Source organism: Arenibacter sp. F20364, from assembly GCF_023015905.1.
Lineage (GTDB): Bacteria > Bacteroidota > Bacteroidia > Flavobacteriales > Flavobacteriaceae > Arenibacter.
Genome location: NZ_JALKBD010000018.1, coordinates 1 through 25,679, shown reverse-complemented (window position 1 = coordinate 25,679; position 25,679 = coordinate 1). Strand labels below are relative to the sequence as shown.

The following is a 25,679-nucleotide window of genomic DNA, read 5'->3' as shown; positions in this document are numbered from 1 at the left end:
CTAGTTGCTGGCCCATACCTATTCTTTGTCGCTAAAAAGACTTCTTGGTAGAAAGTTCCTTACTTTGTGGTTAACCTTGTGGAGTATTCTTTTTTTCTTTACATTGGATTATGCGGGAAGATCTTTTGCATTTCATTTGGAAGTATAAAAAACTTCAATTGGGGAATCTTACAGGCTCCAAAAATGAAGACATTCAAATATTGGATATTGGATCGCACAATCTTTTATCCGGGCCAGATTTTTTTAATGCTAAGATTCAAATAGACGGACAGTTGTGGGCCGGTACGGTGGAAATGCATATTAATTCTTCCGATTGGTATGCCCATAATCATGAACTGGATCCCAATTACCAAAATGTAATACTCCATGTAGTTTGGGAGGATGATTGTGAGGTGTTCAGGGCCGACAATACTGTTATTCCAACCTTGGTGCTGAAGGATTATATTTCATCCACAATATTAAAGGAGTATCAAAAATTGTTTTATCACAAGGAGCGCTCATTTATCAATTGCGGAAGTGAGATAAGCAACATAAGCGATTTTGTTGTGCAGAATTGGTTGGAAGTACTCTATTTTGAGCGTTTGGAGAGGAAAACCGATTTGGTGGCCCAACTTTTAACCACATTCAATAATGATTGGGAAAGGGTGTTCTTTATACTGTTGTCCAAAAATTTTGGACTTAAAATAAATGGGGAGCCCTTTTATGAAATTGCCAATCGGCTGCCTTTCCCAGTGGTACGTAAAATTCAGGGCAATGCACTTCAAATGGAAAGTCTTCTATACGGCTTTGCTGGATTTTTGGATGACGATACTATTGGGGGTAATTATTATGATACTTTAAAAAGAGAATATGCTTTTTTAAAGGCCAAGTACGATTTCTCGGACGTGCCAATTCAAAAACCAGAGTTTTTTAAATTGCGTCCCTCTAATTTTCCTACTATCAGGCTGTCCCAATTGGCCAATTTGTATACAGTACACCAAAGTTTATTTAGCAAGGTTATCAATGCCAAGAGTGTTGAGGAAATTTATTTGGTTTTTAACGTTACTGCAAGCGAATACTGGGACAACCACTATACCTTTGGAAAAATCTCCAAAAAATATGTCAAGAAGCTTACTCGGAAGTTTGTAGATTTATTGATTATCAATACCGTTCTTCCAATAAAATCAAGCTATGCAAAACATATGGGAAGGGATGTAAATGAAGAATTAATTAATATCATTTCCGGGATAACATCAGAAAGCAATACGGTTATTTCAAAATTTAGAACGCTTAAATTACAATTACCCTCAGCCAAAGAAAGTCAGGCCGCATTGCAGTTGTACAATGAATACTGTACAAAAAATAAATGTTTACAATGTGCTGTGGGCCATCAATTATTAAATAGAAAACCTTAATTTTAAGGCATGAACATTTTCTACAAAGTACTTTATTATTTTCAGAAAAGAGGATTTGAGGTTTGTAGGCGAATAGCTGAGCGTTTGGGCATACGAACCAGAGTAGTCCGTACGTCTTTTATATATCTTACTTTCGTTACCTTGGGCTTTGGATTTGCCCTTTATTTGTTTATGGCCTTTTGGTTAAGGATAAAAGACTTGTTGTACACCAAAAGAACCTCTGTTTTTGATCTTTAAATATGATAAGACTTTTTCGCTCCCGAATGTATTTGGCACTGGCTTTATTGGTCATGGTCCTGTTGTTCGGAGTATTTGGATATAGGTTCTTGTCAGACTATACTTGGATAGATGCCTTTTATATGACCATTATTACGGTAACTACCGTTGGTTTTTCAGAGGTTCGTCCGTTGGATGCCGAGGCAAAAATATTTACTGTCCTATTAATTATTACAAGTGTATTTATATTTGCATTCGCAATTTCGGTAATAACCGAATATATCTTAAGTCGTAATGCGCTTCAAATTCTAAAGAAAAAAAAGGTGAAAAACAAAATCAGTAGTTTAAGCAGTCATGTAATTATTTGTGGTTTTGGACGAAATGGAAATCAGGCAGCGGAAAGATTAAAAGCTTATAACCGGCCCTTTGTAGTCATTGAAAAAAATAAGGAAGTCATTGAGAAGTTTGAAGAGGAGATTCTGTTTGTTGAAGGTGATGCTAATGAAGATGAAACCTTGATAGAAGCTGGAATAGATAGGGCGCAATTCCTAATTACCGCTATGCCGGATGATGCCGCAAACTTATTTGTGGTCCTCTCGGCCAGACAGTTAAATAAAGATCTCTTTATAATTAGCAGGGCTTCCCAGGTAACTTCCCAAAAGAAATTAAGACTTGCGGGCGCGGACAAGGTAATTATGCCGGATAAGATAGGAGGAGACCATATGGCGTCCTTAGTGGTTATACCCGACCTAATAACCTTTATGGACAAACTATCAACTGAGGGTGAGCATACTACCAATTTGGAAGAGGTGACCATAGAGAATTTTATGGCACAGATCGATAATCATTCCTTGCGAGATCTGGATTTAAGAAAGAAGACAGGTTGTACTATAATAGGTTACATTGAACCAAATGGCAATTATATTATTAATCCCGAGGCCGATTTAAAGTTGGAGCCACAGGGGAAAGTAATAGTCTTGGGTAGACCTGAACAGATAAAAAAATTAAATGAGATGTTCCATATAGATTGAGTATAATAACAATTATATTTGATTCCGTTAATTATTTTTAGGATATTGCCGGGATATTTTAAGCTAAACCAACAAAAATTAAACTTTTCAAGCTGCATATGAAGAAATATATATCTTCCATTTTTTTACTGTTTTCGTTTGCTTTATTTTCCCAAGAACTCGTTGTTAAGGAGTCTATTTACAATCCTTCAAAGAACATCAATGATGGTGTTGTAAAGTTGGAGGTTGACGGTGGTACCCCGCCTTACCGGTATAAATGGAGTAATCAAAACACTCCATTGACGGCCAATCAAGCAACTAATCTGGTTGAAGGTTTGCCTTACACGGTTGCCATAACCGATTCAAATGGACTTCAGGTTATCAAGGAAGTCAAGGTTCCTGCCGAGGCAATTACCGAATTTTTTAACGGAGTTATGACCCCTGCCGTGAGCGCCTTGGGATCTGTTCTTTTTTGGGATCCGTTTGCTGCAATCGGGATTTATGACCCTGTGGTGTACGCGGATGTAAAACGCATTGCTATTCCCGGATGGTCTCCTGATGTACAGGATAAATTTATTTTAAAAGAATGGTTGAAGCCTGAAGGGCAAAAAGTAAAAGCAGGAGATGAGATTGCAATTATTTCCAAGAATGATGGAACTACCGTAACCATAACTTCATCGGTTAACGGAGAATTAAGGTATTTGGCGAAGGAAGGTGGAGTAATATATAACTCGGAAAACTCAGAGCACGTCATAGAACAAGGAGCGCATATTTTGGCAGAGGTGAAATATGACGAACCTGTGGTTATAACCCATCCCAATGGGGACCCACAGCAAAAGGCAATCCCGTTTATCGTAATCTGGTTAGTGGTGGGTGCCGTTTTCTTTACGTTGCGAATGGGCTTTATCAATATTAGGGGCTTTAGGCATTCCATTGATCTCGCCAAGGGAAAATATGATGATCCGGATGCTCCTGGTCAAGTAACCCATTTTCAAGCCTTGGCTACAGCCGTTTCCGGTACGGTCGGACTTGGGAATATTGCAGGTGTTGGGGTAGCTGTTTCCTTGGGAGGTGCCGGTGCAACATTTTGGATGATTGTTTGTGGTTTGCTTGGAATGTCTTCCAAATTTGTGGAGTGTACATTAGGGGTTAAGTACCGAAATATACTTCCTGATGGCCGGGTTTTTGGAGGACCAATGAATTATTTGCGCTACGGTCTGGAGAAAAGAAACTATAAAGGCATTGGAAAAGTGCTTGCCAGTCTATTTGCCATATTGGCAGTGGGGGCCTCTTTTGGAGGAGGAAATATGTTTCAGGCCAATCAATCTTTTGAACAGCTTTCCGGACAGTTCCCAGCCTTACAGGGTAATGGATTTTGGTTTGGAATTATTACGGCAATTCTCGTTGGTGTGGTAATTATCGGTGGAATAAACAGTATTGCCAATGTTACCGGGAGGGTAGTTCCTATTATGGCTTCTATTTATATCCTTGCCGCCTTAACGGTAATCATAATCAATATAGAAAATATAGGACCGGCATTTGCAGCCATAGTGGAAGGTGCTTTTAGTCCCAGTGCACTCAAAGGTGGCATTGTTGGGGTTTTGATCGTTGGTTTCCAACGGGCCGCATTTTCCAATGAGGCGGGAGTGGGTTCCGCTGCAATTGCTCATAGTACGGCGAAGACAAATCATCCGCCATCAGAAGGTTTTGTGGCGCTTTTGGAGCCCTTTATAGATACGGTAGTGGTTTGTACCCTGACAGCCTTGGTTTTAATATTCACTGGAATGCATGAAGTAGAGGGGATGGCCGGTGCCCAATTAACATCGGATGCATTTGGAAGTGTGCTTTCCTGGTTCCCATATGTTTTGGCCCTGGCAGTGTTCCTGTTTGCATTTTCAACTATGATTTCATGGTCCTATTATGGGATGCGGGCTTGGACCTATCTTTTTGGAAAAAGTAAAAAAGTAGAATTTGTATATAAGATGTTATTCCTTGTTTTTGTGGTGGTTGGTGCATCTGTGAGTTTGGGGGCCGTATTGGATTTTTCGGATATGATGATTTTGGCCATGTCCTTCCCGAATATTATTGGGCTTTATCTTATGTCTGGTGAGGTGAAAAGAGATCTTGATGACTATCTGGTAAAACTCAAGGCAAATACGCTTTTTAGAAAACAGGGAAAGGCGTAAATAAATATTAGGACAACAAACACAAATCCTACCTTATATTCCATAAACAGGAATGAGGTGGGATTTTCTTGTTTGTTCCCATAACGGAATACTCCCTTATTTTACAATATTTCGCTTTCTATAATACTTAAAGAAACTAAATAGGGGGAGCCTAGGTGTTGCTGGGTTGTAGATGATGGGGCTTCTATTTATGTTTGCCACATTTTTAGTATATTTAGATTATAACTTACCCAGACTTGGGGAAAGGGTGATATTTTGAATTCGGCCACTTTTATAGCGTTGCTTGTGAAGTAGGGAATTGCAACATATCTTGGTGCATCATAAGAATAAGGTATAGGTGTTATTAAGGCAAAAAGTTTGAGTTGTGAACAAAAAATCGTTTAAATCCCACTTTAAGTTTAATAAACAAGAGCGAAGTGGGATTTTCTTTTTACTGCTTCTAATAGTTATTTTTCAAATAGTTTTTTTTGTTGTCAAGTCGTATCCTGTAATGGAAAGGGTCAACTCTCTAAGGGTAGATGAGGAATACCAAGCCAAAATTGATGAACTGAGAAGTCTTGCCCTGAAGAAGGATACAATCCAGGTCTACCCATTTAATCCCAATTTTATATCGGATTACAAAGGCTACGTTTTGGGAATGTCCACAGAGGAGATAGATCGTTTGCATTTTTTTAGGGCTAAAAATCAGTATGTTAATTCCGCCAAGGAATTTCAAAAGGTAACATTGATATCGGATTCCCTGTTGGAAAGTCTGCAGCCTTATTTTAAGTTTCCCGAGTGGACACATAAAATAGGGGAGGATTCTGCGGTTCGCGACAAGCCGGCTTCTTCCGGTAGTGTAAGGTATATTCCTGCTACAGACACCTTCAATTTGGGCAAGTTAAAAGACCTTAATACTGCCACGGCAGAAGAATTACGTGCTGTTAACGGAATAGGGGATAAGTTGTCCCACCGCATAGTAAAGTTTAGGGACCTATTGGGAGGTTTTTTGGTAGAAGAGCAATTGGGCCACGTTTATGGCCTGGAGCCTAAGGTGGTGGCGAGAGTTCTGAAAGACTTCAAAATTTTGGAAAGTCCGGCTATGTCTAAAATTAATATTAACCAAGCGTCTGCAAGGGGTATCTCAAAGCTAGTCTACATAAAATATGAAGTGGCAGCACGAATAGTTGCCTTGAGGGAAGCGAACGGAGGAATATCTTCATTTGACGAATTATTAGAAATCGAAGATTTCCCTTCCGAAAAATTAGATATAATTGAGTTATATTTGCAATTATAAAAAAATTGCTAATAATGGTTATTGATACCCCTTCAACTATGAGTTTTGATTTCTCTGAAACTCAACAAATGGTGGCTGCCTCTGCCAAGGAGTTTGCTGAACAATATATTAGGCCCTATGTAATGGAATGGGATGAGGCCCAAACCTTTCCTTTGGAGGTTTTTAAGAGAGCTGGGGAAATGGGTTTTATGGGGGTTTTGGTGCCTGTGGAACTTGGAGGTTCCGGCTTGGGTTATCATGAATATGTGGCTATTATCGAGGAGATTTCCAAAGTAGACCCCTCTATAGGCCTGTCGGTTGCAGCACATAATTCACTGTGTACCAATCATATATTAAGTTTCGGGAATGAGGAGCAAAAGAAAAAATGGATTCCTAAATTAGCCACTGCCGAATGGATCGGTGCTTGGGGCCTTACAGAGCACAACACGGGTTCCGATGCCGGTGGTATGAATACTACTGCGATCAAGGAAGGTGATTCCTGGATTTTGAACGGAGCTAAGAATTTCATTACCCACGGAAAAAGTGGGGATATTGCGGTGGTCGTGGTTAGGACTGGTGAGAAAGGGGATAGTCACGGCATGACTGCCTTTGTGGTCGAAAAGGGGACACCTGGATTTAGCAGTGGAAAAAAGGAAAACAAACTGGGTATGAGGGCCAGTGAAACGGCCGAGTTAATCTTTGATAACTGTAAAATTCCGGATTTAAACAGATTGGGAGGAGTAGGGGAAGGATTTGTACAGTCTATGAAAATCTTGGACGGGGGTAGGATATCTATAGGTGCCCTATCCTTGGGACTTGCCAAGGGAGCTTACGAGGCGGCATTGAAATATTCCAAAGAAAGGGTGCAGTTTGGAAAGCCCATTAGTCAGTTTCAAGGTATTTCCTTTAAACTTGCTGATATGGCCACCGAAATTGAAGCATCGGAGTTGCTTTTGCACAAAGCGGCTTTCCTAAAAAATGAAGGTCGCAACGTTACCAAATTGGGAGCTATGGCCAAAATGTATGCTTCGGAAGTATGTGTTAGGGCAGCCAATGAGGCAGTGCAAATACATGGTGGGTATGGGTTTACCAAGGATTTTCCCGTTGAAAAATTCTACAGGGATTCCAAGTTGTGTACCATTGGAGAAGGTACTACCGAGATACAGAAAGTAGTCATTGCAAGAAAAATTTTAAAATAATTATTTGTAATTCGTTTTTAAGGTATATATTTGCAGCCTTAATCACAAAAGAGAGGAGGTTATTGCCCATGTTAATAATACCAATAAAAGAAGGAGAAAACATCGATAGAGCTTTAAAGCGTTTCAAGCGAAAGTTCGACAAGACAGGTACAATGCGACAGTTGAGAAAACGTCAGCAGTTTACAAAGCCATCTGTTGAGAACAGAGCTAAGATTCAAAAAGCTCAGTATATTCAAGGTTTAAGAGATAAAGAAGAAATTTAGATCTACTTGAATTCATAATAGTTTAAAAAGTTCCACTTATTGTGGGACTTTTTTTTGTGCCCTATTCTTAGTGGGTATTATCTTTTGTAACTTTGGAATATGTCCATAGCCTCATTTATATCATATCTGTCGTTGGAGAAGAACTATTCTCCGCATACCACGAAAGCATATCAGAACGATATAATCGAATTTGAAAATTTTTGCAAACAGCAGTTTGCCCTTGATGATATTGTTCAGGTGTCCTATAGTTTGATTAGGAGTTGGATCGTTGCCCTAGTGGATTCTGGGGTCTCCAACAGGTCGGTAAATCGCAAGATAGCATCCTTAAAGGCATATTACAAGTTTCTCATGGGAGTTGGAATCCTTAATGTTAATCCCTTGGCAAAACACAAAGCCCTTAAAACGTCGAAGAAAATTGAGATTCCTTTTTCAGAGCTAGAGATGGAGGATGTGCTTTCCCAAATTCCGTTCGAGGATAATTTTGAAGGTAAGCGCGACAAATTAATTATCGAGTTACTGTATACTACCGGGATGAGACGTGCAGAGTTGATAGGTCTGAAGGTTAAGGATGTTGATTATCAAGCTATGACCATTAAGGTTTTGGGGAAGAGAAACAAGGAAAGGATCATTCCGCTTTTGGAGGTTACCAAGGAATTGTTTCTGCAATATAATCTTGAACGCAATGCGTTGAAAGTAATAGAGAATGAAGCGTATATTTTTCTATCGGCCAAAGGCAATAAAATGTATGAAACACTTGTTTATAGAATTATAAATAAGTATTTTAGTTTGGTGTCGGCCAAGGTAAAAAAGAGTCCGCATATTTTACGACATACCTTTGCCACACATTTGCTAATTAAGGGTGCGGATTTAAATTCTGTAAAGGAATTATTGGGTCATTCCAGTTTGGCATCAACGCAAGTTTATACCCATAACAGTATTGCGGAGCTAAAGAAGGTACATTTCTCGGCTCATCCTAGAAATAAGAAATAGTACCACTGTTATCTATTTTATTGTTTAACTCTATTAAAACTTCATTCTATGAAAGTAAATGCACAATCGGTGAATTTCACTGCAGACGGAAAGCTTATTGATTTTATTCAGGCAAGATTGAATAAAATGGAACTGTTTTATGACAAAGTAATTAGTTCTGATGTATATCTCAAGGTTGAAAACACAAGTGCCAAGGAGAATAAAATTGTGGAAATCAAGGTGTTGGTACCTAAAGATAAGTTTGTGGTAAAAAAGCAATGTAAGTCTTTTGAGGAGGCTGTGGATACGGCTTGTAGTTCCTTGGAAAGGAAGTTGGTTAAGCGAAAAGAAAAAATAAGGCTAAATGCTTAAAAAAATTATCAAAAAATGTTTTGATTAAATAAATAAATATCTACATTTGCAGTCCGTTAGAAATAGCGGACTTTTTTTTGAGGAAAAAAGAAGTAAAAGCCGATGTAGCTCAGCTGGCTAGAGCAGCTGATTTGTAATCAGCAGGTCGTGGGTTCGAGTCCCTCTATCGGCTCAAAAAAAACAGAAATAGTATTATTTTTGTTTGAAATTTTGAAAGAGGTTGAAAAGCGTACGGGACGAGAAGTTTATCCTGAGCGTAGTTGAGGGGAGTCCCTCTATCAGCTCAAAAAAACGAGAAAATTTATATTTTCTTAGGTTCTTTAAAATATGGTTTGGGGAGATACTCAAGCGGCCAACGAGGGCAGACTGTAAATCTGCTGACTACGTCTTCGCAGGTTCGAATCCTGCTCTCCCCACAAAAGGCTTTAAACGGTCTTTGTATGAAAATACAAAAAGTTTTTTTTGAAATGATGAAATTAATTTTTAGGTTTGCCTAAAAATTATAAAAGCGGGAGTAGCTCAGTTGGTAGAGCGTCAGCCTTCCAAGCTGAATGTCGCCGGTTCGAACCCGGTCTCCCGCTCTAAATTTTAATAGCAAAAGCTCCTTTGATGGGGCTTTGCGCAATTAGAATTAAATGGACATGATTTTGGTATTCTGTCCAGAGCGAGGCCGGGGGTAAACTTCGTCGACGCTCTTAGACTTTGGGTATAGGGTATAGTTTTAGATTGGGCCTGGCCCAATGGTTAAAATTAAAGATGCCGGTGTAGCTCAGGGGTAGAGCGTTTCCTTGGTAAGGAAGAGGTCATGAGTTCAAATCTCATCATTGGCTCAATTAAGGCATTATTTGTACACTAATATAAACTAAGAATTAAAATTAACAAACATGGCAAAGGCAACATTTGATCGTTCCAAACCGCATTTAAATATAGGTACTATTGGACACGTGGATCACGGTAAAACTACATTGACTGCTGCGATTACTACAGTATTGGCAAACGCAGGACTTTCTGAAATGAGAAGTTTCGATTCTATCGATAACGCTCCTGAAGAAAAGGAAAGAGGTATTACAATTAATACTTCACACGTAGAATATTCTACCGCGAACCGTCACTATGCTCACGTGGATTGTCCAGGTCACGCGGATTACGTAAAGAACATGGTTACTGGTGCTGCTCAAATGGACGGTGCTATATTGGTTGTTGCTGCTACTGATGGTCCTATGCCACAGACTCGCGAGCATATCCTTTTGGGACGTCAGGTGGGTATTCCAAGAATCGTTGTTTTCTTGAACAAAGTGGACATGGTTGATGATGAGGAGCTTTTGGAATTGGTTGAAATGGAAGTAAGGGAATTACTTTCTTTCTACGAGTATGACGGTGACAATGGTCCTGTTATTTCTGGTTCAGCTTTGGGAGCCCTTAACGGTGAGCAAAAATGGGTTGATACGGTAATGGAATTAATGGAGGCTGTTGATAACTGGATCGAATTGCCTAAGAGAGATGTTGATAAAGATTTCTTGATGCCTGTTGAAGATGTTTTCACTATTACAGGTCGTGGTACTGTTGCTACTGGTCGTATTGAAACAGGAGTTGCAAATACAGGAGATCCTGTTGAGATCATCGGTATGGGTGCTGAGAAATTGAACTCTACTATTACTGGAGTTGAGATGTTCCGTAAGATATTGGATAGAGGTGAAGCTGGAGATAACGTTGGTATCCTTTTGAGAGGTATTGAAAAATCTCAAATAAAAAGAGGAATGGTAATCTGTAAGCCAGGTTCTGTTAAGCCACACGCTAAATTCGAAGCTGAGGTTTATATCCTTAAAAAAGAAGAAGGTGGACGTCACACTCCATTCCATAATAACTACCGTCCTCAGTTCTATGTAAGAACTACAGATGTTACCGGAACTATTAATCTTCCTAGTGGAGTTGAGATGGTTATGCCTGGTGATAACCTTACTATTATTGTTGACTTGTTGTCTCCAATTGCACTTAGCGAAGGTTTGCGTTTTGCGATCCGTGAAGGTGGTAGAACAGTTGGTGCAGGTCAGGTTACCAAGATATTAGATTAATATTTTAATATAGTATTGTTTATATTGAGGGTGTCTTGCTAAAGCGGGATACCTTTCAATGTAAATATAAACGGGTGTAGCTCAGTTGGTAGAGCACTGGTCTCCAAAACCAGGTGTCGGGAGTTCGAGCCTCTCCGCCCGTGCAAGATATAATGGGTTACTTTCTGATAGGGATGATGTCGTCAGTATATTTTTAAGGGCTTGTTGTATAGTTAAGAAAATAAATATTTCGCAGCATGATTACATATATAAGAGAATCTATAGACGAACTTAGGAATAACGTTACTTTACCTACGAGGGCGGAGTCTTCCAACTTGATGGTAATCGTAGCCGTGTTTTCCATAATTTTTGCGCTTGCGACTTGGGGTGTTGATAGTTTGTTTGGTAAGTTGATACAACTGTATTTCAATAACATAATCAATTAAGAAGCACTGTATGTCAGAAGTATTGGATAAGAAGTGGTATGTTGTAAGAGCTGTAAGTGGTCAGGAAAACAAAATTAAAGGCTATATAGAGGCGGAAGTCGCTAGGCTGGGTTTTGAGGATTATTTGGAAGAAGTACTTGTTCCTACAGAAAAAGTAGTCCAAATAAGAAACGGAAAAAAAATAAATAAAGAACGTGTTTATTTTCCTGGATATATTATGATCAAAGCTAACCTTGGAGGTGAGATGATTCATATTATCCGTTCTATTACCAATGTTATTGGATTTTTGGGTGAGACTAAAGGCGGGGATCCTGTTCCTTTGAGAAAATCCGAAGTAAATAGAATGCTTGGGAAAGTGGATGAATTGGCTGTTAAGACTGATAGTGTGGCCATACCATTTGTGTTTGGTGAAACCGTGAAGGTTATTGATGGGCCATTCAATGGTTTTAACGGTACCGTTGAAAAGATTAATGAAGAAAAGCGCAAGCTGGAGGTAATGGTGAAAATTTTCGGAAGAAAAACACCATTGGAACTCAGCTATATGCAAGTAGAAAAAGTTTAATAAGAACTGTTACATAGATAAAAGAAGTGTTGCTTCCAAATTAACACTTTTTAAATTTAATTTTAAACAATGGCAAAAGAAGTAAGTAAAGTAGTTAAACTACAAGTTAGGGGAGGTGCAGCGAATCCGTCGCCACCGGTTGGACCCGCTTTAGGTGCTGCCGGGGTCAACATTATGGAGTTCTGTAAGCAATTCAATGCGCGTACACAGGACAAGCCAGGCAAAGTATTGCCAGTTGCGATCACGGTTTATAAAGACAAGTCGTTCGACTTCGTCGTAAAGACACCGCCGGCGGCAGTTCAATTAATGGAAGCGGCTAAGATTAAAAAAGGATCTGGCGAGCCTAACAGAAACAAGGTTGCAAGTGTATCTTGGGATCAGATCAAGTTGATCGCTGAAGACAAAATGGTAGATCTAAATGCCTTCACGGTAGAATCCGCAATGAGTATGGTTGCTGGTACAGCTAGATCTATGGGTTTAAAAGTTGCAGGCAATAGACCTTTTTAAAATCTTAAAAGCAATTTAGAATGGCAAAATTAACAAAGAAGCAAAAAGAAGCCCACGGTAAAATAGATAAGAACAAACTCTATTCTGTTGAAGAGGCATCTGCTTTAGTAAAAGAAATAACCAATACAAAATTCGATTCATCGGTTGAATTGGCCGTACGTTTGGGCGTTGACCCAAGAAAGGCCAATCAAATGGTGCGTGGTGTTGTTACACTTCCCCACGGTACCGGTAAAGATGTTAAGGTTTTGGCTTTGGTAACACCGGACAAAGAAGCGGAGGCTAAAGAGGCTGGAGCTGATTTCGTAGGGTTGGACGAATATTTGGAAAAAATTAAAGGCGGTTGGACAGATGTTGATGTTATCATCACAATGCCAAGTGTTATGGGTAAGCTAGGTCCTTTAGGTAGGGTCTTGGGGCCAAGAGGTCTTATGCCAAATCCAAAGACAGGTACTGTTACTATGGATGTGGCCAAGGCGGTTGCAGAAGTAAAAGCTGGTAAGATTGATTTTAAAGTGGATAAAACAGGAATTGTGCACGCTGCAATAGGGAAAGTTTCTTTCTCGGCTGATAAGATTGCAGATAACGCCAACGAACTGTTGGATACATTGATGAAATTGAAGCCAACTGCGGCCAAAGGGGTATATGTGAAAACTGTTTACATGTCCAGTACCATGAGTCCTAGTGTTGCATTGGATCCAAAAGTAGTTTAACTGGTAGTTAAAAATTTTTATTATGACAAGAGAAGAAAAATTAAATGTTATACAAGATTTAACTGCGCAGTTAGGGGATAGCTCCACTATATATTTAGCCGATATTTCTGGATTAAATGCTGAGACGACTTCAGCTTTAAGAAGGGCTTGTTACAAGGCTGATATAAAACTTGCTGTAGTTAAAAATACCTTGCTTGCAAAAGCAATGGAGGCTTCGGATAAGGATTTCGGTGAACTTCCAACAGTATTAAAGGGAAATACTTCTTTAATGTTTTCGGAAACCGGAAATGCACCTGCAAAGCTGATCAAGACTTTTAGAAAAAAGTCTAACAAGCCTTTGTTGAAGGGAGCATATATTGCCGAAGCAATTTATGTTGGTGATGATCAATTGGATGCTTTAGAGAGCATTAAGTCTAAAGAAGAAATGGTTGGAGAAATTATTGGATTGTTACAATCCCCAGCCAAAAATGTTATATCTGGACTTAAATCTGGTGGTGGTAAACTTGCTGGAATCCTTAAGACATTATCAGAAAGATAATACGTACGCACTAAAAACAATTATATTTTAAAATTTTATTAAACGATAGAAAAATGGCAGATTTAAAAGATTTCGCAGAACAATTGGTTAACCTTACAGTAAAAGAAGTAAATGAGTTGGCTAATATATTAAAAGAAGAATATGGTATAGAGCCTGCTGCTGCTGCAGTTGCTGTTGCTGCTGGTGGCGGTGCTGCTGAAGGTGGTGAGGCTGCTGAAGAAAAATCAGAGTTCGATGTTGTATTGAAAGCAGCTGGTGCTTCTAAATTGGCAGTAGTTAAATTGGTTAAGGAATTAACTGGTTTAGGATTGAAAGATGCTAAGGACATCGTTGATAGCGCGCCAAAAGCCGTTAAGGAAGGTGTTTCTAAAGACGAAGCTGAAGGAATTAAAAAATCTTTGGAAGAAGCAGGAGCGGAAGTTGAGCTTAAATAATAGCAACGACAACCATTATTATTTTGGTTTAGGTCTTTCCGCTTTTTGTGGCTAGACCTAAGCCTTTTTATACATACCGTGTATAATGGCATACACAACCCAATTATAGTATTCACGATCAAAATTTTGTCCATAGATGTTCACAAATCAGACTGAAAGAATAAGTTTCGCATCCGCTAAGAACACGCCGAATTATCCGGATTTCTTGGACATTCAGATTAAATCATTTCAAGATTTTTTTCAACTTGAAACTAAATCTGACGAAAGGGGCAATGAAGGCTTGTACAACACCTTCATGGAAAACTTTCCCATTACAGACACAAGGAACCAGTTCGTATTAGAATTTTTAGATTATTTCATTGATCCACCTAGATATTCCATTCAAGAATGTATTGAGCGTGGACTTACATATAGTGTTCCATTAAAAGCAAGATTAAAATTATATTGTACGGATCCAGAGCATGAGGATTTTGAGACTATTGTACAAGATGTGTACTTAGGGACTATTCCTTATATGACTCCTAGTGGTACCTTCGTGATCAATGGCGCGGAACGTGTTGTTGTTTCCCAATTGCACCGTTCACCTGGGGTTTTCTTTGGTCAATCCTTCCATGCTAACGGAACTAAATTATATTCTGCCAGAGTAATTCCTTTTAAAGGTTCTTGGATAGAATTTGCAACAGATATCAATGGTGTAATGTACGCCTATATTGATAGAAAGAAAAAATTACCGGTTACTACTTTGTTCAGAGCCATTGGTTTTGAAAGGGACAAGGATATTTTGGAGATATTCGACCTTTCGGAAGAGGTTAAAGTTTCCAATGCCGGATTGAAAAAAGTCTTGGGCCGTAAATTGGCAGCAAGAGTATTGAATACATGGCATGAGGATTTTGTGGATGAGGATACCGGTGAAGTGGTATCTATTGAGAGAAATGAGATTATCCTGGACCGTGACACTATTTTGGAAAAGGATCATATAAATGAGATATTGGAAGCAGATGTGAAAACTATTCTATTGCATAAAGAGAATAATGCACAAAGCGATTATGCCATTATCCATAATACCCTTCAAAAGGATCCTACCAACTCTGAAAAGGAAGCTGTTGAACATATTTATCGTCAATTGCGTAATGCTGAACCGCCAGATGAGGAAACGGCACGTGGAATTATAGACAAATTGTTTTTCTCCGATCAGCGTTATAACCTTGGAGAGGTTGGGCGTTATAGAATGAACAAAAAATTGGGATTGGATATTGGGATGGACAAGCAGGTCTTGACCAAGGAAGATATCATTACCATTATAAAATATTTGATCGAGTTGATCAATTCAAAAGCTGAGATCGATGATATTGACCACCTTTCCAACCGTAGGGTAAGGACTGTTGGTGAGCAATTATCCCAGCAATTCGGTGTTGGTCTGGCCCGTATGGCCAGAACAATTCGCGAGCGTATGAACGTACGTGATAACGAGGTGTTTACCCCGATAGATTTGATCAATGCCAAGACTTTGTCTTCGGTAATCAACTCTTTCTTTGGTACTAACCAGTTATCGCAGTTCATGGATCAAACAAATCCATTGGCCGAGATTACGCACAAGAGAAGATTGTCAGCATTGGGACCAGGTGGTCTTTCAAGGGAAAGAGCAGGGTTTGAGGTACGTGACGTCCACTATACGCACTACGGTAGACTTTGTCCTATTGAAACTCCAGAAGGACCGAACATTGGACTAATATCCTCACTTTCGGTATTTGCCAAGGTAAACCCAATGGGCTTCTTGGAAACACCATATCGCAAGGTAGAGAACGGTGCGGTGAACATTGAAGATTTCACCTATCTAAGTGCAGAAGAGGAAGAAGGAATGAAAATTGCCCAGGCAAACATTCCTATGGATGAAAAAGGATCAATTACGGCTGAAAAGGTAATTGCAAGGGAAGAAGGTGATTTTCCTGTAGTAGATCCTGCGGAAATTCATTATACCGATGTTGCGCCAAACCAGATAGCGTCTATTTCGGCATCTTTGATTCCATTTTTGGAACATGATGATGCCAACAGGGCCTTGATGGGATCTAACATGATGCGTCAGGCAGTTCCATTATTGAAGCCGGAATCACCTATTGTAGGTACAGGTTTGGAGCGTCAAGTGGCGTCAGATTCAAGGGTATTGATCAATGCTGAAGGAGATGGGGTTATAGAATATGTTGATTCCCAAAAAATCACTATTAAATACGACCGTACCGAAGAGCAAAGATTGGTGAGCTTCGAAGAAGATTCCAAGACTTATGAATTGGTAAAATTTAGAAAAACAAACCAAGGGACCAGTATTAACCTTAAGCCTATTGTTAAAAAGGGTTACAAGGTTAAAAAGGGTCAGGTGCTTTGTGAAGGTTATGCAACGGAAAGTGGTGAACTGGCCTTAGGTAGAAACTTGGTTGTGGCTTTTATGCCATGGAAAGGTTATAACTTTGAGGATGCGATCGTAATTTCTGAAAAAGTGGTTCGTGAGGACATCTTTACGTCTATCCACGTTGATGAGTACGCCTTGGAGGTAAGGGATACCAAATTGGGAGCTGAAGAGTTGACCAATGATATCCCCAACGTTTCTGAAGAAGCAACCAAGGATTTGGATGAATACGGAATGATCCGTATTGGAGCGGAAGTTAAGCCTGGAGATATTTTGATAGGTAAGATCACTCCCAAAGGTGAGTCAGATCCTACTCCGGAAGAAAAATTATTACGAGCTATTTTTGGTGACAAAGCTGGTGACGTAAAAGATGCATCACTAAAGGCATCCCCATCACTTAGAGGGGTTGTTATTGATAAGAAATTGTTCTCAAGATCTGTAAAAGATAAGCGTAAACGTTCCGAGGACAAGGAAGAGCTTTCCAAATTGGAATTGGAATACGAAGTAAAATTCCAACAATTGAAAGATGTATTGGTCGAAAAGCTATTTACATTGGTCAACGGTAAAACTTCACAAGGGGTATTGAACGACCTTGGCGAAGAAGTGCTGCCAAAAGGAAAGAAGTATACCATGAAAATGTTGAACGCAGTTGACGATTTCGCCCATTTGGTTGGAGGAAGTTGGACAACGGATAAGGAAAGCAATACCATGGTAACCGATCTTTTGCACAACTATAAGATAAAATTGAACGATCTTCAAGGTAACCTAAGAAGAGATAAGTTCACTATTTCTGTAGGAGATGAATTGCCTGCCGGTATTATGAAATTGGCCAAAGTTTATATTGCTAAAAAGCGTAAACTTAAGGTTGGTGATAAAATGGCAGGTCGTCACGGAAACAAAGGTATCGTTTCCAGAATTGTACGTCATGAGGACATGCCGTTCCTAGAGGACGGAACGCCTGTGGATATCGTATTGAATCCGTTGGGGGTACCTTCCCGTATGAACATTGGACAGATATATGAAACTGTTTTAGGATGGGCTGGTTTAAAATTAGGGAAGAAATATGCGACCCCAATTTTTGACGGTGCTACCTTGGAAGAAATCAATGCCTATACCGATGAAGCTGGAATCCCAAGATTTGGACATACCTATCTTCACGATGGTGGTACGGGTCAGCGTTTTGATCAGCCGGCGACAGTTGGGGTTATCTATATGTTGAAATTAGGACATATGGTAGATGATAAGATGCACGCTCGTTCAATTGGACCATACTCACTTATTACGCAGCAGCCATTGGGCGGTAAAGCACAATTTGGTGGACAGCGTTTTGGAGAGATGGAAGTTTGGGCGCTGGAAGCATATGGTGCCTCAGCTACTCTACGTGAAATATTGACCGTTAAATCGGATGATGTTATAGGTAGGGCTAAAACGTATGAGTCTATCGTAAAAGGAGAGACCATGCCAGAACCTGGTTTGCCAGAATCTTTCAACGTATTAATGCACGAACTTAAGGGATTAGGTTTGGATATTAGATTGGAAGAATAACAAGGATTGGTTTTGAACACTATTCCTAATAACAAGAATTAAATTAGTATCAGAATATAGTTATGGCTAGACTAAAAGATAATAATACCATTAAAAGGTTCGATAAAATTTCAATCGGTTTGGCATCTCCAGAAGCTATTTTGGCAGAGTCAAGAGGTGAGGTTTTAAAACCTGAAACTATTAACTATAGAACGCACAAACCTGAGCGGGATGGTCTATTTTGTGAGCGTATTTTTGGTCCTGTAAAGGATTACGAGTGTGCCTGTGGAAAGTATAAAAGAATCCGTTACCGTGGGATTGTTTGTGATCGTTGTGGGGTAGAAGTAACGGAGAAAAAGGTACGTAGAGATAGGGTAGGACACATTAATTTGGTAGTTCCTGTTGCCCATATCTGGTATTTCCGCTCCCTGCCCAATAAAATTGGTTACCTTTTAGGTTTACCTTCCAAGAAATTGGATATGATAATTTACTACGAGCGTTATGTAGTAATTCAGCCAGGTATTGCCAAAGGACCGGACGGTGAGGAAATCCAAAAAATGGATTTCTTGAGCGAAGAGGAGTATTTAAATATATTGGAGTCCATTCCACAAGAGAATCAATACTTGGAAGATTCCGACCCAAATAAGTTTATCGCTAAAATGGGTGCGGAATGTCTTATTGATCTTTTGGCTAGAATAGACTTGAGCCAATTGTCTTATGAATTAAGACATAAGGCGAATACCGAAACTTCCAAACAACGTAAGACCGAGGCCTTAAAAAGACTTCAAGTAGTTGAAGCTTTGAGGGAATCACAGGAAAATAGGGAGAACAGACCGGATTGGATGATCATGAAGGTAATCCCTGTTATTCCACCTGAATTACGTCCATTGGTACCATTGGATGGTGGTCGTTTTGCAACTTCGGATCTGAACGATCTTTACAGAAGGGTTATCATTAGAAACAACCGTCTTAAGAGATTGGTAGAGATCAAGGCGCCAGAAGTTATTCTTAGAAATGAGAAGCGTATGCTTCAAGAGGCAGTGGATTCTTTATTCGATAACACGCGTAAGGCATCTGCAGTTAAAACTGAATCCAATAGGCCGCTTAAGTCACTTTCAGATTCATTGAAAGGAAAGCAAGGTCGTTTCCGTCAGAACCTTTTGGGTAAACGTGTGGATTATTCCGCTCGTTCCGTAATCGTCGTTGGGCCGGAAATGCAGTTGTTTGAATGCGGTCTGCCAAAAGATATGGCAGCCGAACTTTACAAGCCATTTGTAATCCGTAAGTTGATTGAAAGGGGTATTGTAAAAACGGTGAAATCTGCTAAGAAGATTATAGATAAGAAAGAGCCGGTAGTTTGGGATATTCTTGAAAATGTTTTAAAAGGACATCCAGTATTGTTGAACCGTGCTCCTACATTGCACAGACTAGGTATTCAAGCATTCCAGCCAAAACTTATAGAAGGTAAGGCTATACGTTTGCACCCTCTGGTTTGTACTGCATTTAACGCGGATTTTGATGGGGATCAAATGGCAGTTCATTTGCCTTTGGGACCTGAGGCTATTTTGGAGGCACAACTTTTAATGTTGGCATCACATAATATCCTGAACCCTGCAAATGGTTCGCCTATTACCGTACCTTCTCAGGATATGGTCTTGGGTCTATATTATATGACCAAAGAAAAGAAGTCTACCCCAGAGTTAGTGGTTAAAGGAGAAGGACTTACTTTCTATTCTTATGAAGAGGTGGTAATTGCCTTTAATGAAGGTAAACTGGAACTTAACGCGGGTATTAAGGTACGTGCAAAAGATTTTAATGAAGCTGGTGAATTGGTTAATCAGATCATACCAACAACAGTCGGTAGGGTATTGTTTAACATGGTAGTTCCAGAACAGGCCGGTTACATCAATGAGGTTTTGAACAAGAAATCGCTAAGGGATATTATTGGTAATATTTTAAGTGTTACTGATGTGCCAACAACAGCGGAGTTCTTGGATAAGATTAAGACTATGGGATATGAATTCGCTTTTAAAGGTGGATTGTCCTTTAGCTTGGGAGATATTATTATTCCGCCAGAGAAGCATGAAATGATTGCCGATGCCAATACGCAGGTAGATGGTATTATGGCCAACTATAACATGGGGCTTATTACCAATAACGAACGTTACAATCAGGTTATTGACGTTTGGACCTCTACCAATGCCATGTTGACAGAATTGGCAATGAAGCGTATTCGTGAAGATCAGCAAGGATTTAACTCTGTGTATATGATGTTGGATTCTGGAGCAAGGGGTTCCAAGGAGCAGATTCGTCAGCTGACCGGTATGCGTGGATTGATGGCGAAGCCTAAGAAATCTACAGCTGGTGGTGGGGAAATTATTGAAAATCCTATTTTGTCCAACTTTAAAGAGGGTCTATCCATTCTTGAATACTTTATATCTACTCACGGTGCACGTAAAGGTCTTGCGGATACGGCCTTGAAAACTGCAGATGCGGGTTATCTAACGCGTCGTTTGGTAGATGTTTCCCAAGATGTTATTATCAATATTGAGGATTGTGAAACGCTGAGAGGGGTTCAGGTAGAGGCACTCAAGAAAAATGAAGAGATTGTCGAGACTTTAGGGGAGCGTATTCTTGGTAGGGTTTCGTTACATGATGTTTATGATCCTATTTCGGAAGAATTGCTTTTAAAGGCAGGTCAAGAAATTATGGAATCCGATGTCAAGAAGATAGAGGCATCCCCTGTTGAAAAAGTAGAGGTACGTTCTGCCTTGACATGTGAAGCCCAGAAAGGTATTTGTGGTAAATGTTATGGAAGAAACTTGTCTACCAATAAAATGGTTCAGCGTGGTGAGGCTGTTGGTGTAGTAGCTGCACAGTCGATCGGTGAGCCAGGTACACAGTTGACATTGCGTACTTTCCACGTGGGAGGTATTGCCGGTAACATCTCTGAAGAAAACAAATTGGAGGCTAGATTTGCTGGAATTGCTGAAATTGAGGATTTAAGGACAGTTTCCAGTCAAGATGGAGAAGGTAAAAAATCAGATATAGTAATCTCTAGGACATCAGAAATTAAGATTGTTGATGCTAAGACGGGAATAACCCTAAGTACCAATAACATTCCTTACGGTTCACAGTTGTTCATTAAGAATGGCGAAAAAGTCGAAAAAGGTAAGGTTATTTGTTCTTGGGATCCATATAACGGGGTTATTGTTTCAGAATTCCCGGGACAGATCGCATACGAGAACATAGAACAAGGTGTTACCTATCAGGTTGAAATTGATGAACAGACCGGATTCCAAGAAAAAGTAATTTCTGAATCTAGGAACAAGAAATTAATACCGACTTTATTGATCAAGAACAATAAGGATGAGGTGTTGCGTTCTTATAACCTTCCGGTTGGTTCGCACATTATGGTGGATAATGGTGACAAGATCAGTGAAGGTAAGATCTTGGTCAAGATACCACGTAAATCAGCTAAGGCTGGGGATATTACGGGTGGTCTTCCAAGAGTTACCGAATTGTTCGAAGCGCGTAACCCATCCAACCCTGCTGTTGTTTCCGAGATTGACGGTGTTGTTTCCTTTGGTAAGATAAAGAGAGGTAACCGCGAGATTATCATTGAATCCAAATTGGGTGAGGTTAAGAAATACTTGGTTAAATTGTCTAATCAAATTCTTGTTCAAGAAAATGATTACGTACGTGCCGGGATGCCATTATCCGATGGATCTATTACTCCTGAGGATATTTTGGCCATCAAAGGACCTTCAGCTGTACAACAGTACTTGGTGAACGAAGTTCAGGAAGTATATCGTTTACAAGGGGTGAAGATCAATGATAAGCACTTTGAGGTAGTGGTTCGCCAAATGATGCGTAAAGTGCGTATTGAGGATCCGGGAGATACTATCTTCTTAGAAAATCAGTTGGTTCACAAGGATGATTTCATCCAAGAGAACGATGAGATTTTTGGACAGAAAGTAGTAGAGGATGCCGGGGAATCCGAAAACTTAAAACCAGGCCAGATTGTAAGTGCTCGTGAATTAAGGGATGAAAACTCGATTCTTAAAAGAAATGATAAGAATTTGGTTACTGCCAGGGATGCTGTGGCTGCAACTGCCACACCTATCCTACAAGGAATTACACGTGCTTCCTTACAGACGAAATCATTTATCTCGGCCGCATCGTTCCAAGAGACGACCAAAGTACTTAACGAGGCTGCGGTAAGCGGTAAGGTAGATACTCTGGAAGGATTGAAAGAAAACGTAATTGTTGGACATAAAATACCAGCAGGAACGGGAATGAGGGATTATGAAAATATCATTGTAGGTTCCAAAGAGGAATACGATGAAATCATGGCCCGAAAAGAGGAATTGAAATTCTAAATAATCAAAACCTCGGTGTTATTCACCGAGGTTTTTTTTTGGACAATTGGCAATTAAATTGTTCTTTGTACATTGCCGTTTAGTTAAATAGTAATAGATAATCATTTTTTATAATGAGTGATAAAGATCAAAACCAAAAACAGATCAATATAGAATTGGATGAAAAGACGGCTGAGGGTATATATTCCAACCTAGCAATAATCAATCATTCTGTTTCGGAGTTTGTAGTAGATTTTATTAGTATGATGCCCGGGGCTCCCAAGGCAAAGGTTAAAAGTAGAATTGTACTTACCCCACAGCATGCCAAGAAATTCTTAAAGGCGCTAGGCGATAATGTTAGTCGCTTTGAAAAAGCCCATGGTACCATAAAGGATTATGAGCAGCCCCCAATTCCATTGAATTTTGGTCCAACGGGTGAGGCTTAATAATTAAAAAACCTTCTGTGAATACAGAAGGTTTTTTAGTTTTATGGGTATCGAGTTTTCATTTAGTCGAATTCGGAAGTAAAATGAAGTTTTACATTGGGGTATTTTTGCTGTGTCATTTGCAATGAAAATTGGGAATCCGCAAGAAAAACCAGTTGTTTTCTCTTGTCCATGGCCAAAAACTTCTGCTTTACGCGCTTAAATTCTTTGAACTCCTCGCTGTTCTTGTCTTTTGGATCTACCCAACAGGCTTTGTAAACCGGGAAATTTTCATAAGTACATTTTGCACCATATTCATGCTCCAAACGGTATTGTATTACTTCAAACTGTAGGGCGCCTACCGTCCCTATAATCTTTCTATTGTTCATTTCAAGGGTGAATAACTGGGCAACCCCTTCATCCATCAATTGATCAATACCTTTGTTCAGCTGTTTGGCCTTCATGGGATCGGCATTATTGATATACCTAAAATGCTCTGGAGAAAAACTAGGAATTCCTTTGTAGTGCAAAATTTCGCCTTCCGTCAAGGTATCTCCAATTTTAAAATTTCCGGTGTCATGTAAACCAACTATATCCCCAGGATAGGAAATATCCACAATTTCTTTCTTCTCGGCGAAAAATGCATTGGGACTGGAGAATTTTAATTTTTTGTTTTGCCTAACGTGTAAATACGGTTTGTTTCTTTCAAAAGTTCCGGAAACAATTTTTATGAATGCGAGACGATCCCTGTGCTTTGGATCCATATTGGCGTGTATCTTAAATACAAATCCCGTTAACTCTTTTTCATTGGCTTGTACCAAGCGTTCTTCAGCCATTTTGGGCCGTGGTGAGGGAGCAATATCTATAAAACAATCTAATAATTCCCTTACCCCAAAATTATTGAGGGCAGAACCAAAAAATACTGGTTGTTGTGTTCCCTTTAGGTAGCTTTCCTTGTCAAATGGGGGGTATACTCCGTTTACCAACTCTAAATTGTCCCTAAGTTCTGAAGCTGCTTTTGCGCCTATGATTTTTTCAAGTTGTGGGTTGTTTATATCATCAAAAGCAATAGTGTCCTCAATATTCTTTTTGCTGTCCCCACTAAAAAGGTTGATGTTTTTTTCGTAAATATTATAGATTCCTTTGAAATCATAACCCATGCCTATGGGGAAACTTAAAGGGGTTACAGAAAGACCTAATTTCTGTTCTACCTCATCCAACAAATCGAAAGCGTCCTTACCTTCCCGGTCCAATTTGTTGATGAATACAATCATTGGAATGTTTCGCATTCTACAAACTTCTACCAATTTTTCTGTTTGCTCTTCCACACCTTTTGCAACATCAACAACAACTATAACGCTGTCAACGGCGGTCAAGGTTCTAAAAGTATCTTCCGCAAAATCCTTGTGACCAGGAGTATCCAGGATATTTATTTTTTTGTCTCTGTAAATAAAGGCAAGAACAGAGGTAGCTACAGAAATACCCCTTTGTTTTTCAATCTCCATAAAGTCACTGGTAGCAGTTTTCTTTATCTTATTGTTTTTCACGGCTCCCGCTTCCTGAATGGCACCCCCGAAAAGCAGTAGTTTTTCTGTTAGTGTTGTTTTTCCCGCATCGGGATGTGATATGATACCGAAAGTCCTTCTTCTTTCAATTTGTTCCCTAAAACTCATTGATTATTTGATTTCGGCAAAAATAAGTCAAATTAATTTTTTTTAACCAGCATATGCCGGTAAATACTGTAAAGAAATATTAATTGATGGATATTTCAGATTTGATTGGGGTATTATATTATTTCTTAGGTTTTGGTCGACTTATTGGGATTTTTCTTTTGAGGTTTGTTTAGGTTTGCCTTCGTTGTATTATACTTTTTGTGGTTGGTAAATTGTTATTTAGATTTTTTGGGAGGATCCAAAATTTAAGTAAACTTTTTTTCCGGTTTTAAGGCAGGATAATTTTAGTCGTTAATTATAAAATATTCGTTTGATATTGCAATAAAACACACCTTTTGCTTACTTTTTTCCTACGAAAAAACCTACAATAAAATACTAATTGACAAACGATTTTTACGTGATTTACTGAATTTGTCCAAGGTCGGTTTTGTGATTTTTTAACACTTTGTCGAGTAATACGGTTATTGGCAGATTTTATATAATTTATGGCTTAAAAACCTTATGAGTATTGATTTTTTAGATATATCTTGCATGTAATATTGGAGTTGGCCCCAACTTCTTACATTTATTTTTTACCTATTGTGCCATGGTGATCAGTTGATATAAAACTATCATTTATGGAGAATATTACTTTTGTGAAATATAGGAAAAAATGGTTTCCCAATATTTTGCTTATCGCTGTCTTTTGTTTTTTTGGAAATATGTCTTCTTATGCGGATGTACCCAAAAATGTTTCTTCTAAATTGGATGGAATATTCACTGTTGGTTATAATGTGGACATATCTTCGAAGGTGGAAGGCCATTTGCAAATGTTTTATTGGAGCCCTTTTTCTGTTAATTTCCTTTATGCAAAAAATACAACAGTTTTAAAGACCGAAATTTTTGAGACATACACCAAGGCCGTTCCTCCAACGGATAGTGATGGGGACGGAGTGACCAATGATAAAGAACATGAGGACGGTACAGATCCAAATAATCCATGCGATTTTATTTTGGCCCATCAAAACTGCGCGCCTTCATCTAATTGGAAAAATGCTGATTGTGACGGTGACGGTGTAACCAACGAAAAAGAGAAAGAAGACGGTACTGATCCTTTGGATCCCTGCGATTTTGTCTTGGCACATCAAAACTGTAGCCCGTCCACGGAATGGAAGAATGCAGACTGTGACGGTGATGGTGTTAC

At 39.3% G+C, this 25,679-nt stretch carries 21 protein-coding genes and 5 tRNA genes; 25 read left to right on the top strand and 1 reads right to left on the bottom strand.

The features are described from left to right. The first annotated feature begins 110 nt into the window (after nt 1–110). The 24 genes from MWU84_RS15100 to MWU84_RS14985 all read left to right on the top strand — a co-directional run bounded on the left by MWU84_RS15100 (nt 111) and on the right by MWU84_RS14985 (nt 22,844). On the top strand, nt 111–1,394 hold the full coding sequence (locus tag MWU84_RS15100) for a DUF2851 family protein (RefSeq protein ID WP_246902863.1): 1,284 nt from the start codon (nt 111–113) through the stop codon (nt 1,392–1,394). A gap of 9 nt (nt 1,395–1,403) precedes the next feature. Continuing rightward, complete coding sequence (locus MWU84_RS15095) at nt 1,404–1,631, top strand: PspC domain-containing protein (RefSeq protein WP_110356670.1); 228 nt, start codon at nt 1,404–1,406, stop codon at nt 1,629–1,631. Nucleotides 1,632–1,633: 2 nt separating this feature from the next. After that, complete coding sequence (locus MWU84_RS15090) at nt 1,634–2,641, top strand: potassium channel protein (RefSeq protein WP_246902862.1); 1,008 nt, start codon at nt 1,634–1,636, stop codon at nt 2,639–2,641. A gap of 98 nt (nt 2,642–2,739) precedes the next feature. Continuing rightward, nucleotides 2,740–4,806, top strand: a complete 2,067-nt coding sequence (locus MWU84_RS15085; RefSeq protein WP_246902860.1) for an amino acid carrier protein — start codon at nt 2,740–2,742, stop codon at nt 4,804–4,806. A gap of 364 nt (nt 4,807–5,170) precedes the next feature. Then, a complete protein-coding gene (locus MWU84_RS15080; protein ID WP_246902858.1) occupies nt 5,171–6,082 on the top strand; it encodes a helix-hairpin-helix domain-containing protein in 912 nt (303 codons plus the stop codon). 38 nt (nt 6,083–6,120) lie between these two features. Continuing rightward, the gene (locus tag MWU84_RS15075) at nt 6,121–7,260 is read left to right on the top strand and encodes an acyl-CoA dehydrogenase family protein (RefSeq protein WP_246903123.1); all 1,140 of its coding nucleotides are present in this window, start codon (nt 6,121–6,123) and stop codon (nt 7,258–7,260) included. A 68-nt stretch (nt 7,261–7,328) separates the two neighbouring features. Further along, complete coding sequence (gene rpsU, locus MWU84_RS15070) at nt 7,329–7,523, top strand: 30S ribosomal protein S21 (protein ID WP_031444836.1); 195 nt, start codon at nt 7,329–7,331, stop codon at nt 7,521–7,523. 99 nt (nt 7,524–7,622) lie between these two features. Further along, nucleotides 7,623–8,513: a tyrosine-type recombinase/integrase gene (locus tag MWU84_RS15065; protein WP_246902855.1), complete on the top strand. Its 891-nt coding sequence runs from the start codon at nt 7,623–7,625 to the stop codon at nt 8,511–8,513. 48 nt (nt 8,514–8,561) lie between these two features. Next, nucleotides 8,562–8,864: a ribosome-associated translation inhibitor RaiA gene (gene raiA / locus MWU84_RS15060; protein ID WP_031444834.1), complete on the top strand. Its 303-nt coding sequence runs from the start codon at nt 8,562–8,564 to the stop codon at nt 8,862–8,864. A gap of 98 nt (nt 8,865–8,962) precedes the next feature. Further along, nucleotides 8,963–9,036: transfer RNA gene (locus MWU84_RS15055), tRNA-Thr, on the top strand. Between the two features lie 162 nt (nt 9,037–9,198). Next, a tRNA-Tyr gene (locus MWU84_RS15050) sits at nt 9,199–9,280 on the top strand. A gap of 92 nt (nt 9,281–9,372) precedes the next feature. Beyond that, nucleotides 9,373–9,445: transfer RNA gene (locus MWU84_RS15045), tRNA-Gly, on the top strand. Nucleotides 9,446–9,622: 177 nt separating this feature from the next. Beyond that, nucleotides 9,623–9,694 (top strand) — tRNA-Thr (locus tag MWU84_RS15040). Nucleotides 9,695–9,748: 54 nt separating this feature from the next. Continuing rightward, nucleotides 9,749–10,936: an elongation factor Tu gene (gene tuf / locus MWU84_RS15035; protein ID WP_246902853.1), complete on the top strand. Its 1,188-nt coding sequence runs from the start codon at nt 9,749–9,751 to the stop codon at nt 10,934–10,936. 70 nt (nt 10,937–11,006) lie between these two features. Beyond that, nucleotides 11,007–11,079, top strand: a tRNA-Trp gene (locus MWU84_RS15030). Nucleotides 11,080–11,172: 93 nt separating this feature from the next. Then, on the top strand, nt 11,173–11,361 hold the full coding sequence (gene secE, locus MWU84_RS15025) for a preprotein translocase subunit SecE (protein ID WP_215948750.1): 189 nt from the start codon (nt 11,173–11,175) through the stop codon (nt 11,359–11,361). A gap of 10 nt (nt 11,362–11,371) precedes the next feature. After that, on the top strand, nt 11,372–11,923 hold the full coding sequence (gene nusG, locus MWU84_RS15020; protein WP_072863294.1) for a transcription termination/antitermination protein NusG: 552 nt from the start codon (nt 11,372–11,374) through the stop codon (nt 11,921–11,923). A gap of 69 nt (nt 11,924–11,992) precedes the next feature. Beyond that, nucleotides 11,993–12,430, top strand: a complete 438-nt coding sequence (gene rplK / locus MWU84_RS15015) for a 50S ribosomal protein L11 (protein ID WP_031444830.1) — start codon at nt 11,993–11,995, stop codon at nt 12,428–12,430. 20 nt (nt 12,431–12,450) lie between these two features. Next, complete coding sequence (gene rplA / locus MWU84_RS15010; protein ID WP_246902850.1) at nt 12,451–13,140, top strand: 50S ribosomal protein L1; 690 nt, start codon at nt 12,451–12,453, stop codon at nt 13,138–13,140. 22 nt (nt 13,141–13,162) lie between these two features. Then, nucleotides 13,163–13,678, top strand: coding sequence for a 50S ribosomal protein L10 (rplJ, locus tag MWU84_RS15005; protein ID WP_103477258.1), 516 nt, complete (start codon nt 13,163–13,165; stop codon nt 13,676–13,678). Between the two features lie 53 nt (nt 13,679–13,731). Then, nucleotides 13,732–14,112: a 50S ribosomal protein L7/L12 gene (rplL, locus tag MWU84_RS15000; protein WP_246902835.1), complete on the top strand. Its 381-nt coding sequence runs from the start codon at nt 13,732–13,734 to the stop codon at nt 14,110–14,112. 136 nt (nt 14,113–14,248) lie between these two features. Next, nucleotides 14,249–18,058 carry a DNA-directed RNA polymerase subunit beta gene (rpoB, locus tag MWU84_RS14995; RefSeq protein ID WP_246902833.1) on the top strand — a complete coding sequence of 1,270 codons (3,810 nt, stop codon included), beginning with the start codon at nt 14,249–14,251 and terminating at the stop codon, nt 18,056–18,058. A gap of 62 nt (nt 18,059–18,120) precedes the next feature. Continuing rightward, nucleotides 18,121–22,419: a DNA-directed RNA polymerase subunit beta' gene (gene rpoC / locus MWU84_RS14990; RefSeq protein WP_246902831.1), complete on the top strand. Its 4,299-nt coding sequence runs from the start codon at nt 18,121–18,123 to the stop codon at nt 22,417–22,419. 113 nt (nt 22,420–22,532) lie between these two features. Beyond that, nucleotides 22,533–22,844, top strand: coding sequence for a DUF3467 domain-containing protein (locus MWU84_RS14985; protein ID WP_072863284.1), 312 nt, complete (start codon nt 22,533–22,535; stop codon nt 22,842–22,844). Between the two features lie 62 nt (nt 22,845–22,906). Here the strand turns inward: MWU84_RS14985 and MWU84_RS14980 are convergent, their stop codons facing one another. Further along, on the bottom strand, nt 22,907–24,496 hold the full coding sequence (locus tag MWU84_RS14980; RefSeq protein WP_246902829.1) for a peptide chain release factor 3: 1,590 nt from the start codon (nt 24,494–24,496) through the stop codon (nt 22,907–22,909). A 617-nt stretch (nt 24,497–25,113) separates the two neighbouring features. Between MWU84_RS14980 and MWU84_RS14975 the strand changes: the two genes are divergently transcribed. Then, a partial coding sequence (locus tag MWU84_RS14975; protein WP_246902828.1) for a thrombospondin type 3 repeat-containing protein occupies nt 25,114–25,679 on the top strand: 566 nt, incomplete at its 3' end.